The 20,577-nt window shown below is 70.5% G+C and carries 17 protein-coding genes; 8 read left to right on the plus strand and 9 right to left on the minus strand.

Features of this window, described 5'->3' with window-relative positions; translation table 11 throughout:
* Positions 1-50 precede the first annotated feature (50 nt).
* The gene (locus AKI01S_RS19950; RefSeq protein WP_067819767.1) at positions 51-539 is read right to left on the minus strand and encodes a DUF4396 domain-containing protein; all 489 of its coding nucleotides are present in this window, start codon (positions 537-539) and stop codon (positions 51-53) included.
* Positions 540-745: 206 nt separating this feature from the next.
* A complete protein-coding gene (locus AKI01S_RS19955; protein WP_067819772.1) occupies positions 746-1,552 on the minus strand; it encodes a nucleotidyltransferase domain-containing protein in 807 nt (268 codons plus the stop codon).
* A gap of 158 nt (positions 1,553-1,710) precedes the next feature.
* Here AKI01S_RS19955 and AKI01S_RS19960 point away from each other — a divergent pair, with 158 nt between their 5' ends.
* From AKI01S_RS19960 to AKI01S_RS19975, 4 genes are all read left to right on the plus strand, one after another.
* Complete coding sequence (locus AKI01S_RS19960; RefSeq protein WP_157419957.1) at positions 1,711-1,986, plus strand: hypothetical protein; 276 nt, start codon at positions 1,711-1,713, stop codon at positions 1,984-1,986.
* 26 nt (positions 1,987-2,012) lie between these two features.
* On the plus strand, positions 2,013-3,131 hold the full coding sequence (menC, locus tag AKI01S_RS19965; RefSeq protein ID WP_067819780.1) for an o-succinylbenzoate synthase: 1,119 nt from the start codon (positions 2,013-2,015) through the stop codon (positions 3,129-3,131).
* Positions 3,132-3,334: 203 nt separating this feature from the next.
* Positions 3,335-4,018 carry a GNAT family N-acetyltransferase gene (locus AKI01S_RS19970; RefSeq protein WP_067819783.1) on the plus strand — a complete coding sequence of 228 codons (684 nt, stop codon included), beginning with the start codon at positions 3,335-3,337 and terminating at the stop codon, positions 4,016-4,018.
* Between the two features lie 8 nt (positions 4,019-4,026).
* Positions 4,027-4,236, plus strand: coding sequence for a hypothetical protein (locus AKI01S_RS19975; RefSeq protein WP_169813983.1), 210 nt, complete (start codon positions 4,027-4,029; stop codon positions 4,234-4,236).
* A gap of 263 nt (positions 4,237-4,499) precedes the next feature.
* Here AKI01S_RS19975 and AKI01S_RS19980 read toward each other — a convergent pair whose 3' ends face one another.
* The 4 genes from AKI01S_RS19980 to AKI01S_RS19990 form a co-directional block, all read right to left on the minus strand.
* Positions 4,500-5,885, minus strand: a complete 1,386-nt coding sequence (locus tag AKI01S_RS19980) for a GH1 family beta-glucosidase (protein WP_067819788.1) — start codon at positions 5,883-5,885, stop codon at positions 4,500-4,502.
* Between the two features lie 673 nt (positions 5,886-6,558).
* Entirely contained in the window at positions 6,559-7,083 is a 525-nt protein-coding gene (locus AKI01S_RS52865; RefSeq protein WP_245681703.1) for a glycoside hydrolase family 3 C-terminal domain-containing protein, read from the minus strand.
* Between the two features lie 365 nt (positions 7,084-7,448).
* Positions 7,449-7,613, minus strand: coding sequence for a hypothetical protein (locus AKI01S_RS52870; RefSeq protein WP_218009738.1), 165 nt, complete (start codon positions 7,611-7,613; stop codon positions 7,449-7,451).
* A gap of 21 nt (positions 7,614-7,634) precedes the next feature.
* Complete coding sequence (locus AKI01S_RS19990) at positions 7,635-8,954, minus strand: MFS transporter (protein ID WP_218009739.1); 1,320 nt, start codon at positions 8,952-8,954, stop codon at positions 7,635-7,637.
* 387 nt (positions 8,955-9,341) lie between these two features.
* On the opposite strand from AKI01S_RS19990, the gene AKI01S_RS19995 reads away from it, so the two are divergent.
* The 4 genes from AKI01S_RS19995 to AKI01S_RS20010 all read left to right on the plus strand — a co-directional run bounded on the left by AKI01S_RS19995 (position 9,342) and on the right by AKI01S_RS20010 (position 16,196).
* Positions 9,342-11,591 (plus strand): glycoside hydrolase family 3 C-terminal domain-containing protein, encoded by a 2,250-nt coding sequence (locus AKI01S_RS19995; RefSeq protein WP_067819794.1) that lies wholly within the window; start codon positions 9,342-9,344, stop codon positions 11,589-11,591.
* 52 nt (positions 11,592-11,643) lie between these two features.
* Positions 11,644-14,595, plus strand: a complete 2,952-nt coding sequence (locus AKI01S_RS20000) for a glycoside hydrolase family 2 TIM barrel-domain containing protein (RefSeq protein ID WP_067819797.1) — start codon at positions 11,644-11,646, stop codon at positions 14,593-14,595.
* Between the two features lie 115 nt (positions 14,596-14,710).
* Entirely contained in the window at positions 14,711-15,706 is a 996-nt protein-coding gene (locus AKI01S_RS20005) for a LacI family DNA-binding transcriptional regulator (RefSeq protein ID WP_067819804.1), read from the plus strand.
* A 52-nt stretch (positions 15,707-15,758) separates the two neighbouring features.
* Positions 15,759-16,196: a nitroreductase family deazaflavin-dependent oxidoreductase gene (locus AKI01S_RS20010; protein WP_067819806.1), complete on the plus strand. Its 438-nt coding sequence runs from the start codon at positions 15,759-15,761 to the stop codon at positions 16,194-16,196.
* A gap of 35 nt (positions 16,197-16,231) precedes the next feature.
* On the opposite strand, the gene AKI01S_RS20015 is transcribed toward AKI01S_RS20010, so the two are convergent.
* The 3 genes from AKI01S_RS20015 to AKI01S_RS20025 form a co-directional block, all read right to left on the minus strand.
* Positions 16,232-17,779, minus strand: coding sequence for a glycoside hydrolase family 43 protein (locus AKI01S_RS20015; RefSeq protein WP_067819808.1), 1,548 nt, complete (start codon positions 17,777-17,779; stop codon positions 16,232-16,234).
* Positions 17,780-18,058: 279 nt separating this feature from the next.
* Complete coding sequence (locus AKI01S_RS20020; protein ID WP_067819809.1) at positions 18,059-19,231, minus strand: glycoside hydrolase family 1 protein; 1,173 nt, start codon at positions 19,229-19,231, stop codon at positions 18,059-18,061.
* A gap of 467 nt (positions 19,232-19,698) precedes the next feature.
* Complete coding sequence (locus AKI01S_RS20025) at positions 19,699-20,382, minus strand: TetR/AcrR family transcriptional regulator (RefSeq protein WP_218009740.1); 684 nt, start codon at positions 20,380-20,382, stop codon at positions 19,699-19,701.
* Positions 20,383-20,577 lie beyond the last annotated feature (195 nt).

Consider the following 20,577-nt stretch of genomic DNA (forward strand, 5'->3'; position numbering starts at 1 on the left):
TGCGCGGCGGGCGTCCGGGCGTGGTCGGCGCGCCCGGACGCCGCGGGAACTCAGTGGTGGTACTGGTGCACCACCGCGTGGCCCCTGCCCCGCCCGATCATCCACTTGTTGATCGGGGTCGTCAGCAGGAACGCGACGAGCAACGCGAACGCCAGCGCTCCCCAGAACAGCGCGCTCGTCAGGCCCGCGGCCATCGCGCCGGGCACCACGAGCATGATGCCGTTGTCGATGATCTCCATCACGAGGATCGACACCGTGTCGGCCGCCAGCGCGACCTTCAGCGCCGACCGGAGGGACAGCCCCGCGCGCAGGACCCCGCGCATGGTCAGCGCGTAACCGAACACGAAGGCCAGGACCACCGCCAGCGCGATGGTCGCGAGGTCGTGCAGGCCCAGCGCCGTTCCGATGACCATTCCCAGCACCTCGCCGATCGCGCAGCCGGTGAGGCAGTGCGCGGTCGCCTGCGCGGCCGTCCTCCAGGACACCGGGCCGCGCTCGTGCGCGTGGTGCCCAGGGGAGTGGTGCTCGTGCGTCGCCATCGCCAACCTTGCTCGTCGCCGCCGGAGATGCCCGGCCTCCGAGAGAGCCCCGAAGGTCGAGATCGTTGAAGGTGGACGAGATCCTACGCTAGGTAGGGGTTGCCGATCGGAGGGCGTCATGCCTGGGCGCCTTCACGATTTGTCCAGGTCGAAGATGCCCGTCGACGGCGGGCGTGAGCGCGCCCGCGAGCGGTCTGGCCTGCCGGTCAGGGACGCGGGGTTTTCTCGCCGTGCACGGCTGTGTATTCGGCTGCCAGCCAAGGGCCGAGGTCGTTGATGAGCGTTCCGAGCACCACCGGATCAGACGAGGGCGCGCGACCAACGGCCGCGGCGGCACGCATTTGCTCGAAGCGCTCGGGGTAGTAGCGGCCGAACAGCTCGGCGGACTGGTCGAGGTCGCTGGTCCAGCCGCCCCATCGGGGCATGATCAGGGTGAATCCCGTGCGGACGATGCGACGGCCGACCGAACGGCTGAGGATCCGGCGATCGGCGTCCGTGGCGGCTTCGGCTGCTCTGGCACGCCAGCGTGGAAGTACACGGGCGAGGTCGCCGTTGGTCTCCCGCGCGAGCAGGGCCGTGGGGCGGTACCGGGGCAGTTGTTCCGCCAGGTCGGGGCCCAGCAACGGGGTGCAGAGGCAGGCGATGAAGAACCCGCCGTCGTGACGTTCGACGTCGCTGAGCAGGACCCGCGTACTGGTCAGCAGGATCCCGACGCCGTCGATCTGCGGGAACGCGCGGTCGAGCACATCCTCGATCACCTGGGCGTCGGCGCGGTCGGCTTCGGTGGGCTCGTCGTGGAGAGCGAGCTGGAGGTCGAGGTCGGAGACCCCGGGGGTGGCGGTGCCACGGGGGATGCTGCCGTAGAGGTAAGCGCTGTGCAGGCGCGTTCCGCCGAACATTGCGGCGATACGAGCGCGGGCCGCATCGACGACGGGGACGAACACTGCGGGCACGCGGTCCAGCACGCCTTCGCGTGCGATCGTTCCGTCGCGGTCCAGCCCTCGTTCGTTCACGGGGCCACTGTGTCCTGTGTTGCTGCGTGCTGCCGAGCGGATTTCCGAGGCGCCCGGTCCTGAGGATGATGGCCGCTCGCCCAGGTCCGGCGCGATCCACCCGACTGCGGTCACGAACGCCGCAACGCGAAGGCCACCCCTCCCCATTGCTCGCGGCCATGTCCTTCGTGCTGGTCAGCGATAATCCCCCCGCCCGCCGTTCCGCCGGGTCAGGCAAGTGGGGCTCGGCTCTGGAGGGCGGCGTCGGCTTCGTGCTCCAGGGAGCGGTGATGTACGCATCCCGCATCCCCATCAACGACTGCGGCATCCTGGCTGAGAGCGGCCTTCCGGTCGGCGGTCGCGCGCTCCTCGCTGCCCCCGTGACGCCGGACCGCTCGAACGGCAGGGTTCGTTTCCCCTTGCTCCTGCTGGGGTGGGCGCATATGTTTGACTGAGTCAACGATATGCGGGGTGGGGCGCCGTGACGATCGAAGCGATCGAGATCCGCAAGGTCGCGTTGCCCCTGAAAGAGCCGTTCCGCGCGTCCGTCGGGGTGTTCTCCGCCCGCGATGTCCTGCTGGTCAGGGTGGTGACGTCGGACGCCGAAGGCTGGGGCGAGTGCGTGGCCCTGCCCGAGCCGCGATACAGCGCCGAGTACGTGGACGGCGCGGCCGACGTTCTGCGGCGGTTCCTGGTACCGGCGCTTCCGCCGAGCGTGGACGCGCACGGGGTCGCCCCGGCGCTCGCGCCGTTCAGAGGGCATCCGATGGCCAAGGCGGCGTTGGAAACGGCGGTTCTGGACGCGGAACTGCGCGCCTCCGGCGACTCGCTGGGACGGTACCTGGGGGCGGTACGGGAGCGCGTCGCCTGCGGTGTCTCCGTTGGGATCATGGGATCGGTCCGGGAACTGCTGGACGCCGTCGCCGGGTACCTCGCCGAAGGCTACGCGCGGATCAAGCTCAAGATCGAGCCCGGATGGGACGTCGAGCCCGTTCGCGCCGTACGCGAACGCTTCGGTGACGACCTGATGCTCCAGGTGGACGCCAACGGCGCCTACACGCCGGCCGACGCCCGGCATCTGGCCGGGCTCGACGCCTTCGGGCTCGTGCTGATCGAACAACCGCTGGCCCCCGGCGACCTCCTCGGGCACGCCCGGCTGTCCCGGCGGTTGACGACCCCGATCTGCCTGGACGAGTCGATCGGGTCGGCCGCCCACGCCGCGGCCGCCATCTCCCTCGGCGCCGCCGCCATCGTCAACGTCAAGCCCGGCAGGGTCGGCGGCTACCTCGAAGCCCGCCGTATCCACGACCTCTGCCAGGCCCACGGGGTGGCCGTCTGGTGCGGCGACATGCTCGAAAGCGGCATCGGCCGGGCGGCCAACCTCGCGCTGGCCGCTCTTCCCGGCTTCACGCTCCCCGCCGACACCTGCGCCGCCGAACGCTACTTCGCCACCGACATCACCGAGCCGCTCGACTACACCGACGGACACCTGACCGTGCCCACCGGCCCCGGCATCGGCGTCGTCCCGGTCAAGGAGATCCTCGACGAGCTGACCCTCTGGTCCGAGTGGCTCGGCGTCGGCGACCGGAAAGAGGGTTAGCCCGGGTTCTCGCCCCCTGGACGCGGCACCGGCCCGCAGACGACGGTCGGCGAACCGGAGGGAGCGCAGCCCAAGGCTGCGGTGGTCGCCGGGGCGAGGACGCGGTGGGTTCGGGCACTATGTGGAGTCGCCCGTCGCGCTCGGCCACCGTGGCTCGAAGCTCGCGTTCGGGCCAGGACCCCCGACATGAAAGGCACCACGTCATGGGCGACCGCGACGCCGCCGCACTCGACGATCCGGTCGGTGAGTCGCTCCGGGGCCATCACCGCCACCTGGCCCGCAGGCTCGGCCAGGTGGCCGTTTACCCGCCGCAGGTCGCGACCTTCGCCGCGGTGCCGGCCGACCCGGACCCCGCGGAGTGGGCCGACCTCGCCCGGCTGCTCGGCCGTGGTGAACTCGCCGACATGTTCAGCTGCCCGGCGATCCCGCCGGCGGACTGGGAGCCGGTCTTCACCCTCGACGGCGTCCAGATGATCGGTCCCGCCGACGCCGAGCCCGCCCCGGGAGTGGTCGAGCTGGGCGTCGACGATGTTCCGGAGATGCTCGAGCTCGCCGCGCGAACGCAACCAGGACCGTTCTGGCCCCGCACCCACGAACTGGGCACCTACCTGGGCATCCGCGAGAACGGCACGTTGGTGGCCATGGCGGGCGAGCGGCTCCGCCCGCCGGGATGGACCGAGATCAGCGCGGTCTGCACCGCCCCCGAGGTCCGCGGACGAGGCCATGCCACCCGTCTGGTGCGTGCTCTGGCCGCACGTATCACCGCTCGCGACGAACGCCCGTTCCTCCACGTCGCCGCAGCCAACGTTGGTGCGATCGCGGTCTATGAACGGCTGGGCTTCCAGGTCCGAAAGCGGGTGACGTTCCGCGGCTTCCGAACGCCGTGATGGCGTCGGTGCCGGGTGTAACCCTCCAATCCGGTGCGTACCCGGACGCCCTCGACAAGGTCCGCGCCTCCCAAGCCGCGCCACAGGACGACCAGAACAACACCACCGACCTGGAACGCGAACTCGCCGGAGCCCAGGCTCACATCGCCGAACTCCAGACGATCATCACCGACCATCTGACCGTCCAAACGACGAAGCTCGCCCTCCGCCCCGCCTGACATGGACGTGCAGCCCGCCGGAGTTCTCATCCGGCGGGCTACGCATGTCCGGTGCTCTTGGATTCGGCTGCCGCATCAGCCGTGTCTGGTACCCCGTCCTCGCACCTCCGGCCGCATGATCCGCAGTCCGGCTCCCGCAGGTCATGCGGCCTCTCCGTGTTTCGGGATCCTCCCTGGTCATCGCGCGTCGGGCCACACCATGGACGTGCTGAAGGACGGAGGTGGGGCAGAAGCCTCTCCTGCCGAGGAGCAGAACCTCGCGTTTACCCTGTGTAGCTGTCGAACGGCGCGTCGCTGGTGAGGAACCGCTGCAACCAGCGGCCGCTGTTCTTGACGGTTCGAGTCTGCGTCGCGTAGTCCACGTAGACGATTCCGAAGCGGCGACTGAAGCCCCAGGCCCATTCGAAGTTGTCCAGCAGGCTCCAGACGAAGTAGCCCTTCAGCGGCAGGCCCTCGGCCACGATCTGTCGGACGACCTCGATGTGCTGCTCCAGATAGCGTTGCCGCTCGTCGTCCTCGACCGTCCCGTCCGCGGTCGGCGCATCGGGGAAGGCCGCCCCGTTCTCCGTGATGTACAGCGGCAGATCGGGTGCCAGGCCGTTGATGGTGACGAGGATGTCGCGTAGCCCGGTCGCCTGGACCGGCCAGCCCATATGCGTGCGGGGGAGGCCGGTGTCGACGGCGGTCACGTTCTCGCTGCCCGGCTGAGCGCTGGGCTTGCTCGGATCCGAGAACGGTCCCTCCGGCGCGGCCACGGTCGTTGGGAAGTAGTAGTTCACTCCCATGAAGTCCAGCGGCGCCGAGATCAACGGCAGGTCGTCCTCGTGCTGCGCGAACCACGCCGCCATGCCGGTGTCCTCAAGGACGTCGGCGGGGTACTTGCCGAACAGCAGAGGCTCAAGGAACAGGCGGTTCTGTAGCCCGTCCACCCTTCGCGCGGCTTCACGGTCCGCGGGGGAGCCCGACGCGGCGCGGACCGGCGCGAGGTTGAGCGCGATCCCGTACGACCCTTCCGGCGATCGGATCGCCTCCAGCGCCATCCCGTGACCGAGCAGGAGGTGATGCACCGCCTTCAACGCGTTCGCACCCTCGCGCCGGCCGGGCGCGAGGGCGCCGTCGCCGTAACCGTTGAGCGCCGAGCACCAGGGCTCGTTGAGCGTCATCCAGTGCTTGATCACGTCCGACAGGGCATCGTGTGTCACCGCCGCGTAGTCACGGAACCGCTCGGCTGTGTCGCGCACCATCCACCCGCCGGCGTCCTCAAGTGATTGGGGGAGGTCCCAGTGGTAGAGGGTCGCGTATGGCGTCACGCCGTGTTCCAGGCAGGTCTCGGCGAGTCGGCGGTAGAAGGCGGGTCCGGCGGGGTTCGCCGGGCCCGTGCCCTCGGGAATGATCCGCGGCCACGCGATGGAGAACCGGTAGGCCTTCAACCCGAGGTCGGCCAGCAGCCTGATGTCGTCGGCGAACAGCCGGTAGTGGTCGTCGGCGACGTCTCCGGTGCTCCCGTCGGCGATCCGGCCCGGTGTGTGCGCGTAGGTGTCCCAGATGCTCGGGCCGCGGCCGTCCGCCGTCACTGCCCCCTCGACCTGGTACGCCGCCGTCGCGGCGCCCCAGACGAAACCCGGCGGGAAGTCGTTCCTGCTTGTCACACTCGCTCCTTCACGTGCGGTTGCTGTCATCGGTGACTCTCGGTCCAGTGATGTCGGCGGCGGAGTGGTTCATACGACACCGGCAGCCGCGCGAGGAGCACCTCAATACCGCCAAGGTCGGGATACGGGGCGGGCTCGGCCGCGTCGCCGCCGGCCAGGGCGGCATGCCCGACCGCCATCCGGCCGGAGCCGCATCAGCACGTCCATGGTGTCCCGGGCGTTCCCGGAGTCCGGCAGTTCGAGGTCACGTGAACGGGCGAGCCGAAGCCCTGCCCGCCCGGGCCGTCGCTCGCTCTCGGTGACGTTCCGACGCGTCCGCCCGCCGCAGCGACGTTCGCCTGCGGTATCGACCTTGGCGGCAAGCAGGAGGTCGTCGGGCTGGCTGCCGTACCCGCGATCGTTCGGCCGCCAGGTGTGTCGGGTAAGAACCCCGGGCACCCGGGCTGACGCACCGATGCCGGCGCATGTCGCGGAAACGGTCGGGTCGGCTGGGGACCGCCAGTCGTTACTCGAATGTCCGTCATCTCTCTCCGTGCGCGGGCGCACCCATGCGGTCGGCCAGGTGACAGCCTGCGGATCACCCGCCGTCCGGTGGCCGGCCGTCGTGGTGGCCGCTCCCCGCCCCTCGAACTGGCGGACGGCATCAGACACTACAGCGAAACCTGTACAAGTGCTACATTTTCAGTTCGGTCTGACCGCTCTCATGCCTCGCCGGATCGGGGCCAGCGCTCGAGCGCCGGGTCGTGTCCGGCGTGGTGGATGTCGGAGAAGAGCTGCTGCCGGGGTTCGTAATGGGGCCCAGGGCGGCCAGGGAGTTGAACGCCGGCCTGAGGTGACCGTCGAGATCGAGGAGCAAGACGGGCAGCCGCCCGGCGGGGCTGACGTCACCGAAGAGCACGGCGGCGCTTCCGGCCTCCTCCCCGCTGAACCGGCTCGTCGCGATCGCAGGAACGGAGTCGGCCATCCACCTCAGCGAGCGGGGCCGGCCGTGGATCAGTACGACGACGGTCGGCGTGCCCGTGGCCGGTACCGCCCGACCGGTCTTCGCTGAACGCCGGGCAGTTCGCACGTGACGTTGTTCGGGCCCCCACCGACGGCGCCGAAACCGTTGATGCCCGCCTGGTCTCCGACGACCACGGACCTCGCCGCTTCGGCGACCGCGGGAATGTCCGAGCGGTCCTCGTACTGCGTGGGACATCCGGGCTCGTATGGCACCGTCGCACCGTGGGCTTGGGCGCGGATCCCGTCGAGCCGGCGAATTCGGTGACCTCGTCCGCGCGGGTCGTCGGGCCTCCGGCGAACGCGAACCGCTTCGTCATGTTGTCGAGCACCGGATGGCTGTAGTTGCCCGGCTGTCCCAGCAGGTGGTCGGTGTTCGGGCCGCTCACCGCGATCGTCGCGGTGCCCGGGCGAGCGGAAGGCGGGAACGCCGTCGACCGGCTCGTTGCGGAGTGGGACGACCGCCCGCTCGGCGATCCTGAGAGCGAGGCCGCGGGTCTCCGCGGAGTCGAGAGTCTCCGGCACCGCGTCCAGGCCGGTGTAGGGCCGATCGAACAGCCCCAGCTAGAACTTCGCGTGCAGGGCCGTGCTCACCGCCAGGTCCGGTGCACCCCGGCGCGCACGGCCTGGGCGCGCGGCTGCGTCGCTGTGCGCGGTGCCGTACTCGGTGTGGCGCAGCGTGATGCCGTCAAGGGCGGCGGGGCGCTGCTGCTCCTCTGTCACGGGCATTCCGACCGCAAGGAATCCGAATCAGCGCACGCCGCGGATGTTCGCCGTGGTCAACGCCGCACCGAGCCCGAGGATCGCGCCCGACAACAACAGGACGCCGTAGCTCCCTCCATCGCCGAGCCCCAGGATCACCGGGGCGAGCAGCGGGGCGAGGCCGCCCACGACGGTGGAGGAGAGGTAGTAGATGCTCATGTACTTGCCCGCCTTGTCCTTCTCGGGCAGGACCTCCGAGGCGAGGGCGAGGTCCACCGAGGTGAACACGCCGGTGCCCGCCGACAGCAGCACCCCGCCGACGGCGAAGAGCAGGATCGAGGACGCGCTCGCGGCGACCGCGAGACCGGCCACGATGAGCCCGGTCGCGAGGTAGATGAACGGCTTGCGGCGCTTGAACCGGTCGGAGAGCGTCCCACCGGCGATCGAGCAGCCGACCAGCGCCAGCAGGCTGAGCCCGCCGACGGCCGCGAGCTGACGTCCCGCCTGCTCGGGGGCGTAGCCCAAGCGGTCCTGCACGAGGTACAGCTGGTAGGTGCTGAAGAACGTGGACCCGAACGACAGGCAGAATTTCCCGACCCAGACCAGCGCGAAGTCGGGGTGCCTGAGCGGGTTGAACCACATGTTCCTGAACACGTCGAGGACCGATCCGACCCGCACGTCCTCGGGTGCCGGCCGATCGGGGACCACCAGCAGGTACAGCAGCGTCATGACGCCGAGGACGGCCACCGGGGTCAGGAACAGCAGGTAGATGCTTCCGGTCAGGAAGCTGCCGAGCAGCGTCGACCCGACGCCCGCGAACGCGGCGGCCACTCCGCTGAGTGCCCCCACCGTTCCGCGCTGCTCCACCGGTACCTGTTCGGCGAGGAACGGGTTGACGGCGGTGCCGATCGTGGCGGTGGCCACTCCCGTGACGAGATAGCCGAACAGCATGACCATGACCGTCGGGGCGACGGCGATGATCAGCGCGCCGAGGGCCGACAGCACGAGGCCCGCCACGAGGAAGGGCCTGCGGCGCCCCCATCCCAGCCGGGTGCCGTCGCTCAGCACGCCCGCGGGCAGGCTCACGAGGAGGCTGAACAGCCCGCCGAGGCCGATGACGAAACCCAGGCTCGCGTCCTTGTTCGCCGGATCGATGAGCTGCACTTTGTAGGCGAGGCTGAACAGAGCCGGCAGCAGCAACGTCAGCTGGAAGCCGAACATCGTCAGCGCGTAGACCGTGATGGTCCAGGCGCCGATTCGAGGCGGGTCCTCCGGCGGCGCGGCGCTCCCGATGAGCTCCTCGCGGCCGGCGAGGAGGGCCTCGGCGGCGGCTTCCGGCGGCTCGGCGGCAGGGTTCGGGGTCGTCACGATGCCTCCATGGGCAAACCGGGCAGGTCTCCGGATGAGGTCATGTGGGGTCTCCTGGGGTGGGGCCGATAGGGGTGGTCGATCGCCGCCGGCACCGCGGCCGCCGCTTCTGCTGGGTAGGCCGGCCCTCATCACCGACCTGTGTGTGACCGGCGCCACTTTCACGCGCAAGCTTGTCGGTACGGTAGACACCGGAACTTTCGCGCGCAAGTACTTGCGCGCGAAAGTTGAACCTGCCTACGGTGAGGCGCCATCTCTCCGCGAGACGGGCATTCCGCACGGTCCGTCGCGTCGACCGCCGGCACCGCTTCGCCACGCACATCGCCCGTGTCCGGCCGCAGGTCGGTCGGCTGTTCGCGGGCCCGACCCTTGGAAGGATCCCTCGCCATGCCCTCGCTGGACCTTGGCTCGCTGTCGCTGGAGCAGAAGGCGTCCCTGCTGTCGGGGCGGGACATGTGGTCGACGGAGCCGCCGCCGGACGCAGGACTCCCGGAGGTGCTGCTCTACGACGGCCCGCACGGTCTCCGTTACCTGGAAGACCGGACGGATACCGCCGACATCTACGGCAGTGTGCCGGCGACGTGCTTCCCGCCGGCGGTGGCGGTGGGGGCGAGCTGGGATCCCGAGGTGGCCGCCGCGCTGGGCGCCGCGCTCGGGCGTGAGGCTCGGGCGCTGGGCGTCACCGTGGTGCTGGGACCGGGCGTGAACATCAAGCGGTCGCCGCTGTGCGGGCGGAACTTCGAGTACTACTCGGAGGACCCGCTGCTGTCCGGTGTGCTCGGCGCGGCCCACGTGCGCGGACTGCAGGGCGAGGGGCCGGGCGCGTCGGTCAAGCACTTCGCGGCCAACAACCAGGAGACCGACCGGACGCGGATCAGCGCGGACGTCGACGAGCGGACGTTGCGGGAGATCTACCTGCCGGCGTTCGAGCGGATCGTGACCGAAGCGCGGCCGGCGACCGTGATGGCCTCCTACAACAAGATCAACGGTGTCCACGCGACGGAGAACCGGTGGCTGCTGACCGAGGTGCTGCGCCAGGAGTGGGGATTCGCCGGTGCGGTGATCTCGGACTGGGGCGCGGTGCACGACCGCGTCGCGGCGCTGGCGGCAGGCCTGGACCTGGGGATGCCCGGCGACGGCGGGGTGACCGACGCCCAGATCGTGGCCGTGGTGCGGGCCGGTGAGCTGGATGAGGCACTGGTCGACCGGGCCGTCGCGCGGATCGTCGCACTCGCCGACCGGGTCACGCCGGCCACCGGTGACCTGGACGTGGACGGTGGCCACGCGCTGGCGCGGACGCTGGCGGCCGACTGCGTGGTGCTGCTCAAGAACGACGGCGATGTGCTTCCGCTGGAGGACGTCACCACCGTGGCCGTGATCGGGGCGTTCGCGACCACGCCGAGATTCCAGGGCGGCGGCAGCTCACGCGTCAACCCCACCCGGGTGGACACGCCCCTGGACGAGATCGCCAAGCACGCCGCGGATCGCGGCCAGTCGGTGACCCACGCGCAGGGATTCACGGCCGACGGCTCGGGGGACGCCGGAGCGCTGCGGGAGGAGGCGGTCAGGGTCGCCTCCAACGCGCGGGTGGCGGTGGTCTTCGCGGGGCTGAGCGACAACCAGGAGTCCGAAGGCTACGACCGCGAGAGCATCGAGTTGCCCGCGGAGCAGGTGGAGCTGATCCATGCGGTCGCGCGGGCCGCGCTCCGCACGGTCGTGGTGCTCTCCCACGGCGGCGTGATGTCGCTGGAGGGCTGGCACGACGAGGTGGACGCGATCGTCGACGGCACGCTCCTGGGCCAGGCCGGCGGCGGCGCGCTCGCGGACGTCCTGTACGGGGTGGTCAACCCGTCGGGGCATCTCGCGGAGACGATCCCGCTGCGCCTGCAGGACAACCCGAGCTACCTCAACTTCCCCGGCGAGGCGGGGCACGTCCGGTACGGCGAGGGCGTCATGGTCGGCTACCGCTACTACACCAGCGCCGACCGGCCGGTGGGTTACCCGTTCGGGCACGGCCTGTCCTACACCACCTTCAGCACTGACGAGCTCACCGTGACCCCGACCGGGGACGACACCGCCAGGGTGTCGGTCACCGTGACCAACACCGGCACCCGCGCCGGCAAGCACGTGGTGCAGGTGTACGTCGCCACCACCGCGGGGAAGGTCCGCCGCCCCGCCCGTGAGCTGCGGGCCTTCACCAAGATCGCGCTGGAGCCGGGAGAGTCCCGCACGGTCGTCCTCGACCTGGACCGGCGATCCTTCGCCTACTACGACATCACCGCCTCCCGGTGGGTCGTCGGCCCCGGGGAGTACCGCGTCCAGATCGGCGCCGACGCGCATCACGTCCTCGCCGAGGCGGCGATCAGCCTGACCGGTGACAAGGGCCTCACCCCGCTGTCGATGGACTCCACCTTCGGGGACTGGCTCGACCACCCGATCGCCGGGCCCGCCCTGATGCGGAGGCTGAGCGAACGCATGCGGGACATGACGGAGGAGGACGCGAAGATCGCCGCGCAGCACCCCGACTGGCTGAAAATGGCCGCCGGCGTGCCGATGAGCCAAATGATCACCTTCACCGGCGACGCCCTGCCGGCCGACTGGCTCGAAGAGCTGATCGAGATCAGCCGGTCAGGCTGAGTGTCCCGCCGACGTCAAGGCCGTCCGCCGCCCCGTCAGTGAAGAGGAATCCGTGAATCGCCTGCCTATGCACGCGCTGCGCCGCACCCCGGACATCGATCTCGACGGCGAGTGGGACTTCCAGCTCCGGCGCTCACCGCACGAAGCGGACGGCGCCGCCTGGAAGACCGTCACCGTCCCGAGCCTGTGGACGATGCGCGAGCGCGAGGACCGGCCGCACTACACCAACGTCGTGATGCCGTTCCAGGAGGTGCCGCCGGCGGTCCCCGCCCACAACCCCGTCGGCGTCTACCGGCGCACGTTCGACTGGTCCCCGCGGCCGGGGCGCAGGGCCATCCTGCATGTGGGCGCCGCCGAGGGGCTGTTGACGGTCTCGCTCAACGGCGCACAGGTCGGGGTCAGCACCGACTCGCACCTGGCCGCGGAGTTCGATGTCACCGGCGAACTCGTCGCCGGATCCAACACGCTTGAGCTCGCGGTCACCAAATGGTCGGCCGCCAGCTATCTGGAGGACCAGGACCAGTGGTGGCAGTCGGGGCTGTCCCGCTCGGTCTTCCTGTACACCGTGCCGGATGTACGGCTCACCGATGTGGCCACGGTCGCCGACTACGAGCCGGCCTCCGGCCGCGGACGGCTGGAGGTGACCGTCTCCACCGCGGGACTGGACCATCTCGACGAGGTCGACTGGTCAGTGCGGATCGACGTTCTCGGCCGCACCGAGACGCGACCGGTCACCCCCCGCGTTCCCGCGCCCTCCTTCCCGCGGCCGAATCGTGACCGGTCGACGCGGCCGGAACCACTCGGGCTTCCCGACGGCGTGATGGATCTGCTCAGCATGAACGCGGCGCAGGCGCCCATCCCCGAGGAGCTCGTCCCCGCCGCCGACCTCATGAAACGGATGACGGGGCCGCAGGCGCCAGCGGGCACCGCGGCGTTCGTCCTGGACGGCCTCGACGTCGACCCGTGGACGGCGGAGACCCCGCACCTGGAGGATCTGCGCGTGCGGCTGCTGTCCCCGGAGGGCGAGGCCGTCGACGAGACCCGGCTGCGGGTCGGGTTCCGCCGGGTCCGGATCGAGGGACGCGACCTTCTGGTCAACGGCCGGCGCGTCCTCATCCAGGGCGTCAACCGGCACGACGTCGACCCGCGTACCGGACGGGTCGTCTCCCGGGAGCTCATGCTGGCCGAGCTCTCGCTGCTCAAGCGGTTCAACGTCAACGCGATCCGCACCTCGCACTACCCCAACGACCCGGCCTTCCTCGACCTGTGCGACGAGATCGGCTTCTACGTCGTCGACGAGGCCGACATCGAAGGGCACGCGTTCACCTCGACCCTCGCCCACGATCCGCGCTACCTGCCGGAGTTCCTGGAACGGATCTCCCGGATGGTGCTGCGCGACCGCAACCACCCGTCGGTGATCGTCTGGTCGCTCGGCAACGAGACCGGCTACGGGGCCAACCACGACGCGGCCGCGGCCTGGGTGCGCCGCTTCGACGGGACCCGGCCGCTGCACTACGAGGGCGCCATCGCGCACGACTGGCACGCCGGGCACGCCGCCACCGACCTGGTGTGCCCGATGTATCCCTCCTTCGAGGCGCTCCAGGCGTTCTCCGCCGACCCGCGCGCCGACCGTCCGGTCATCGTGTGCGAGTACGCCCACTCCCAGGGCAATGGCACCGGCGGCCTGGCCGACTACTGGGAGCTGTTCGAGAACCTGCCGGGCCTGCAGGGCGGCTTCATCTGGGAGTTCAAGGACCACGCCCTCGACCTCGACGGCGACGGCCGCCACCGCTACGGCGGCGACTTCGGCGACGAGCCCAACGACGGCGTCGACTTCCTCAACGGCCTGGTCTTCCCCGACCTCACCCCGAAGCCGGCGCTGTACGAGGCGCGCGGCCTGTTCTGCCCGGTTCGCATCACCTCCGGAGCCGAGGACGCCGGGACCGGCACGCTGCGGCTGCTCAACCGGCAGACCTTCGCCGACCTCGGCGGCTACGACCTGGAGCTACGGGTGGAAACCGAAGCCGGGCCCGCAGGCGCGGTCACGCTCCCGGCGCCGCCGGCCGCCCCGGGCCGGGAGGCCACGATCAGCCTGCCCGAGGCGATCCGGGCGCGGCTGGGCACGGCCCTGGCGCTCACCGTGACCGTGCGCACCCGCCATGACGCGCTGTGGGCCCCGGCCGGGACGGAGGTCGGCGTCCACCAGGTCCGCTTCCCCCGTCCGGTGCCGCGACTGCCCCGCGGCATCGGCGGCATGGACGGGGAGCCGCGCCACCCGCTGCTGCGCCGTCCCCCGGCGCTCTGCCTGTGGCGAGCCCTCACCGACAACGACGCGGCGTTCGCGCTGGACAACCGCTTCGTCCGCTCGGGTTTCTTCCAGCTCACCCCGCTGGACGTCAAGACCGACGGAGCCGTCGTCATCACCCGTTACGCCGCGGCCTTCGGCGACGAGGTCGTGCACACCCGGACCGTCACGCCGCTGGCCGGCGGGGACTACCTGCTCGACGAGAAGGTGACCCTGCCCGACGGCATCGGCGACGGTCTGCGCGTGGGCATGGAGTTCGAGCTCACCGACGGCTTCGACCAGGCCCGCTGGGTCGGGCTGGGGCCGTGGGAGAACTACCCCGACCGGCGTGCCTCGGCCCTGCTCGGCGCGTGGGAGAGTCCCATCGACGAACTCGCCGTGCCGTACCTGAGGCCGCAGGAGAACGGCACCCGAGGCGAGGTCACCGAACTCCTGCTGTCCGGCCCGGCCGGGACCGTCCGCACCCGTCACGCCACACCGCTGCACATGAACGTGAGCCGGTACACGGTGAGCGAGCTGGAGGCGGCCGCGCACTGGTGGGAGCTGCGGCCGAGCCGCAGGACCATTGTCCACCTCGACATCGCCCACCGGGGCGTCGGCACCGGCTTCCTCGGCCCCGACACCCGGCCCGCCCATCGGCCTTCCCGCAGTGAACACGCCTGGCGATGGCGGCTGACGCTCACCGAAGCAGGCCGCTGACACGCGAAAGGGGACCTCCAGCACGGCGGCGTCACCGCCGCCGTCGGTCACTCTGTGAGATAGTGAGATTGCTTGCGCGCGCAAGCCATGCGAGCGGTCCCGGGGTGGAGATTCAGTGGCTGAGCGAACAAAGCGTGTCACCGCGGCGGACGTCGCCCGAGCGCTGGGACTGTCCCGCGCCACCGTGGGATATGTGCTCAACAACACCCCGGGCCAGACCATCCCCGCCGCCACCCGCGAGCGGGTCCTGGCCGAGGCCGAGCGCCTGGGCTACCGGCCGCACCGGGCGGCCCAGGCCCTCGCCAGCGGCCGCAGCATGATCATCCTGTTGGTGCTGCCGGACTGGCCTCTGGAGTACGGCCTGCGCCGGAACCTGGAGACGGCCTCCCAGGTGCTCGACGACGCCGGCTACTCCCTGGTGACCCACACCAGGCACGAGGGCGGGCACGCCCGGCCGCTCTGGGAGTCGCTCAACCCCGACGTCGTCATCGCCTGGACGCCCATCACCGACGCCGAGCGCGCCTCCATGCGCGCCAGCGGCATCACCAGGATCCTGCCCGCGCCCCGGCGGCAGCGCTCCTTCCTGGCCTCCCCCACGCTCACCGCGGGCACCCGCCTGCAGATCGAGCACCTGCACGAGCGAGGCCACCGCAGAGTCGGTTTCGCGGCGAGCGGCGACCGGCGCGTCGCACTGATGTCGCAGGGGCGCGCGGCGGCGGCGCGGCAGGCCGCAGACCGGCTCGGCCTCGACGTCCTGGACATCCGGCCAGTGGAGCACGGCGACGACAGCATCGCCGAAGCCGTACGGGCATGGCACCACGAGGGCGTCACCGGCGTCGCCGCCTTCAACGACGACATCGCCGCGATGATCGTCGCCGCCGCGCTGCGCGCCGGCCTGTCCGTACCCGCGGACCTGGCCGTCATCGGGCATGACGACACCCCGCTGGCGGGCATGCTCTACCCGTCCCTGTCCAGCGTGGGCATCGACAGCGTCGGGCTGGGGCGCCACCTGGCCGACCTCGCCCTCCGCACCGCGCGGGACGAGCCGCTGCCGGAGGTCGCCCCCGACCTCCACGCCCGCGTCGTCCCCCGGGAATCCACCGGGCGATGAGGCGACGCGGCTGCGATTCCCACCGGTCATCGCCAGAACACCAGGAGCTGGAATGCCACTGCCAGAAGAGTACGGACCGAGCCCCTACGCCCCGGTCGCCGAGCAGGTGGAGCTGTATGAGCGCAGCGACGGCGTGGAAGGCGGCACCCTGCGGGGCAAGCCCGTCATCATCCTCACGACCAGGGGCGCGAAGTCTGGGAAGATCAGGAAAACTCCGCTGATGCGGGTCACCGACGGCACCCGCTACGCCGTCGTCGCCTCCCAGGGCGGTGCCCCCACCCATCCCTCCTGGTACCACAACATCATGGCCGACCCGCACGTCTCCTTGCAGGACGGCGCAGTCGTGCGCGACTACGTCGCGCGCCGCGTCGAGGGCGAGGAACGCGAGAAATGGTGGGCCATGGCCGTAGAGGTCTGGCCCGACTACGACGAGTACCGCCGGAAGACCGATCGCGACATCCCGGTGGTCGTTCTCGAACCGTCCTCCTGACCGCCGCATCGCCCTTGAGTGACGGCTGACCCCGGTCAGGGCTGGAGACCTCCGGTGTCTTCCGCGCCCTGGCCCGCGTCAGGCGTGAGCGCACCGGACCGGCCGGCGGCCGGTGGATGGGGGTGGTACGAGATTTCCTGCACCGCAATGCTTCCCTCGACGGGCTCGACGCCGAACGTGCGACCGGTGAACCCACCGGCCACCTCCGTCGACAGATAGCGTCCGTCGACCGTTCCGAGCACCTGCGACGTCCCGTCGGGAGCCACGACCGACAGCTCGATGATGTCGGGCTCGTGCCGCGGGATGGGCGGAGTCACCTCGGGTTCGCGAGCCGAGATGCGCAGCGTCACCTCCTGGCCAGAAGGCACGGTGACCCGGGCGAGAGTCGTGCCGGCCGGTCCGATCACCACGCTCGCCTCGACATGCTCGGCGCTCGCGGTCAACCCGTACCAGTGATCCCGATCGATGCGCACGAGGAACCGGCCGGTGCCGGCGGATGTGTCGAGGCGAGCCTCGGCGGTCCATTCGAGGTCGCGTGCGCGCGCGACCAGCATCGGCCGCGGCGCCTGGTCCGAGGGTGCGGTGAGGACCAGCCGGCCGGCCGCCTCGTGCCGGGCGAACGTTCCAGGGTGGCGATTGGGGGAGATCCAGCGGTCGTCGAGGTCGGCGGTCTCGAATCGATCGACGAAGGAGTGGTCCCGCGGAGTCGCCTCGAAGCGCTCCTCGTCAACGACGGGCCAGCCGTCGATCCATTCCACGCCCGCGATGAAGGTCTCCCGTCCGTTGGTGTGGAACATCGGGGTCTGACCACGCGGGCGGACGCCGAGATACACCATCGCCCATGAGCCATCGGTCAGTTCGACGAGGTCGGCATGGCCGGTGTTCTGGACGGGGTGGCCGGTGCTGCGATGAGTGAGGACGGGGTTCGCCGGTGCGGCCTCGAACGGCTCGTCCAGCGAAGGCGACCGTGCGATGGTGACCACATGGCCGCGCTCCGTGCCGCCCTCGGCGAGCATGAGGTACCACCACCCGTCCCGCCGGTAGAGGTGCGGGCCTTCCGGATAGGCCAGCCCGGTGCCCGGCCAGAGCAGTCGCGGGGGAGACAGGAGCGCGCCCGTCTCGAGATCGATGGGCGCACTGGCGATGCCGTGCCGGTCCGGGAGCGCGGACGCCCACGTCAGATGGCACGTCCCGGTCTCGTCCCAGGCGAGGTCCGGGTCGATGCCGACGGCGCCCTCAACGTGGACGGCGGGCGACCACGGCCCGGCCGGATCGTCGGCGGACACGATCAACTGGCCCCGATGGAACTCGACCACATTCGTCGTGACGAGCCAGAACTTCCCGCCGTGGTACCGAAGCGTGGGGGCGTACACACCGGTGCTCGGCGGCGCCATGCCGAGGTTGAGCTGGTCGGGCCGTTGCAGCGCGTTCGTGACCGGCGTCCACGTGGTCAGGTCCGTGCTCTGGTGGATGGGAACTCCGGGCAGGTACTCGAAGCTGGAGTTCGCCAGATAGTAGGTGTCTCCCGCTCGGCAGATGGACGGGTCGGGATAGAACCCCGCAATGATGGGCGTTGTCGTCAACCTGTACCTCTCCTAAGTCGCCATGGGGCGGTGCGTCATGGGCGCGGCTTGGGCTCGGCGGCCTTGTAGCGCTCCTGGGCGTGGTGCGGTCAGGAGGCGCGGAGGTCCGCGGGTTCCCCGCGGATCTGGAGGCTCATCCCGAGCAGATCTCATGACCACATCGGGGCGATCCGTGCGCGTACGCCGTCGGCGCAGCGGACAGTGGCTTCGCAGGAGCGGTCGACACCGTCGCGGCCCCGGGCACGCGCGTGACCGATGGTTCGCACCTCGCCGCCCCGATCAGATGGCGTTCGCCTTCGCGACCTGCCCGAGCCATGCGAGGCTGGGTTTCGGGTGGCGTTCGAATGTGGTCCGGTCGACCGCGACGAGCCCGAAGGTCGGCTCCCAGCGCCCCCACTCGAAATTGTCCAGCAGGCTCCAGTGCAGATAGGCCCGCACGTCAATGCCGTCCTCGACGGCGTCGAGCAGGCCGTTCAGCGCTGCGGTCGTGTACGCGACGCGTCGGTCGTCGTCGGCGGTGGCGATGCCGTTCTCGGTGACGAGGATCGGGACGTCGCCGACGACGTCATGGGTGTGGCGCAGGGCGATGCCGAGCGCGTCGGGCCGGTAAGCCCAACCCATCAGGGTGTTGTCGGGGTGCTCGGGGTGCGGGACGACGCCGTCCTCAGTGACCATCTGGCTGGTGTAGGACTGCACGCCGACGAAGTCGTCGTCGCGTGCGGGCTCAAGGTACATGTCCTCCCACAGGTGCTGCACCTCGGCGTGCCTGGCCTCGGCGCCCGGCGCGGGGAGGAGCGCCTGGTTGGCCACGGTCCATCCGACTTTCGCGCCGGTCGCCTCGCGAACCAGCGGCGCGGCGGCGCGGTGGGCGGCGATGAGGGCCTCGCCGATCTCGGCGTCAGGCTGGGCGCCGACGAACTGGTACTCCTTGCCTTCGGCGATCCGCCGCTGCTGCCCGTGGTTCACCGCGACGATGTTCGGTTCGTTGATGGTGCACACCCACTCGACCCCGTCGAGGATCGTGCACGCCTGCTCGACATAACGGGTGAAGACCTCGACGGCGTCCTTGGCGAGCCATGCCCCGTTCTCCCCGAACCAGATGGGGTGAGTGAAGTGATGCAAGGTGACGACAGGGGCGAGGCCCATCCGCCTCGCAGTGTCGATCATGCGGCGATAGTGCGCCAGTTCCGCTCGGGAGAACCTTCCGGGGCTCGGCTCGATCCGCGACCATTCGATGCTGAAGCGGTAGGCGTTGAGGCCGGCGTCCGCCAGGAGGGTCATGTCCTCCTCGTACCGGTGGTAGCTGTCGACGGCGTCGCCGCTGAACTGGACGCCGTACTCGGCGGCGGTGTGCTCTAGCTGCCACCAGTCGTTGTTGAGGTTGTTTCCTTCGATCTGGTGCGCGGCGGTCGCCGCACCCCAGAGGAAGCTCTGAGGGAAGGTCCTGGGCATGGTGCTGCTCTCCTTCGGGCGTTCCTCGGGATCGGCGTGGGCGGATGCGCGAACAACAGGCTCAAGGTCATGGCGGAGGCCGCGGCGGCTCTCGCATCCGTCGATCCGCTGTCCCGCCGTCAGCCGTGCGACCGGCGTGAGGCGGGGCCCTCACGGCGCTTCCGCGGGTGAGGGGCGTGGTCGAGGACGTCACTTACGCGCGCAAGTTCTGGTGTGCCGAATGGTACGAGCGTCTCACTTGCCCGTGCAAGCCCTTGTCACGTCCGAATCGGGGCGACCGTCCACGGATCGGCGTCGGCGCGGAGCGGCCCCCGTTCGCCACCCGGGCGGACTCCGCCCGGCCTGTTGCATCCTCTGCCGCCCGGACCATCGGATCTCGACGAGGCGAAGGACGGGGGAGAGGTTTTGTGTAACAGGGACGCGATGAAGGGCGGGATCGCGGTTCCGTAGGGCCTCGACCTTGGGCGCTACGTCGGGGGCCTGAAGATCGGTGCCAACGGCACCGGGCGGCTCTGCGTCGCCTCGCCGCCGGCACCGGGCGTCGAGCCGGCACCCAACGATTCGACCGCGGCGATCGTGCTGTCGATGACCATGTCGTAGAGGCGCTCATAAGCTCTGGGCATCGAGTCGAGGACCGGAACCACGCGAGCGCGGTCCTCCTCGTTTTCCTCGCGGAGCGCCTCGCGCAAGACCGCATAGGGCTCGCCCGGCGGGGCCTCCCGGGAGGCCAGGGTGGCATGGCCGACGGTCGTCGTGCTGATGAACGTGATCGCCAGTGCCAGGTCGTCGTCGCTGAGCGCCAGCGGCCGCAGCATCTCTGTCAACATGATGAGCGACGGCAGCCAGTTCGCCTTGCTGGGAGCGGCGATATAGGGCAGCAACTGCGGATACGGCCGCAGGTGCCGCATGCTCGTCAGCATCCAGTCGCGCAGCTGTTCCTGCCAGGTCGCGCCGGCCGGCCGGTCGAACCGCATACCCGCCACCACCCGGTCCGCGACTGCCTGGAGGAGGTCGTCGCGGTCCGGGAAATACCTGTACAGCGCCATGGGGGCCGACCCGACGGCGGCCGCCACCCGCTTGATCGTCAGTGGCCTCCCCGGGTCCCCGTAGACCAGCGCCACGGCGGCGTCGATGATCTCGTCGCGGGACAACCGGGCCGGGCGGCCGCGGCCGCGCGGGGGCGCGCCTGGTGATGACCGAGTCACTGACGTCCCTCTCACCGCTCGATGACCTGCCGCGAGCCTCTCAAGGATAGTCGAACAGGGGTCGCCCACCGGCCGATGCCCGCCGGTCGGGGACGACGGATCTTGAATCCGGGCGGTGTTTAGCGTAATAGTTACGTTAAA

Origin of the sequence: Actinomadura kijaniata NBRC 14229, from assembly GCF_001552175.1 — a bacterium.
Lineage (GTDB): Bacteria > Actinomycetota > Actinomycetes > Streptosporangiales > Streptosporangiaceae > Spirillospora > Spirillospora kijaniata.